General features: G+C 64.9%; 1 pseudogene. It reads left to right on the top strand.

Annotation, left to right across the window (positions count from 1 at the left end):
• Positions 1-578 (top strand): annotated as a pseudogene (locus ACLEJR_RS27005) (RHS repeat-associated core domain-containing protein); the annotation flags it as partial.

Genomic DNA, 578 nt, shown 5'->3' with positions numbered 1-578 from the left:
ACCTGAACCGCACCAGCACCCGCCACTGGAACACCCAGCACCAGATCATCCGCGCCACCGACAACCTCGGCCAAACCTGGCTGTTCGAGTGGAACGACGAACGCCAGTTGCTCAGCGCGACCGACCCGCAGGGCGGCGGCTACACCTTCAGCTACGACGAAGCCGGCAACCTGATCAGCGAAACCGACCCGTTGGGCCGCAGCGAATCCACCCTCTGGCTCGAACACTGGGCCCTGCCGCTGGTGGACACTAACGCCGCCGGCAACAGCTGGCAGTATCGCTACGACCCTCGGGGCAATTGCATCGCCGAAACCGACCCGCTGGGCCACGTCACCCGCTACCGCTACGACGCCCACGGCCAGGTCGTCGAGATCATCGACGCCACCGGCAAAAGCAAAAAGCTGCGCTGGAACCCGTTTGGGCAACTCGTCGAGCACATCGATTGTTCGGGCTATCCGACGCGCTTTCGCTACGACTCGCGCGGCTATTTGCAAACCATCACCGATGCCCTCGGCGAGCGCACCCAGTTCAGCTACGACGCCCAGGGCCGGCTGCTCAGCAGCCAGTTGCCGGACGGC

Origin of the sequence: Pseudomonas sp. SMN5, assembly GCF_052041925.1 — a bacterium.
Lineage (GTDB): Bacteria > Pseudomonadota > Gammaproteobacteria > Pseudomonadales > Pseudomonadaceae > Aquipseudomonas.
Note: the sequence above shows the minus strand (reverse complement) of the source record. Positions and strands in the feature narration are given on the sequence as shown.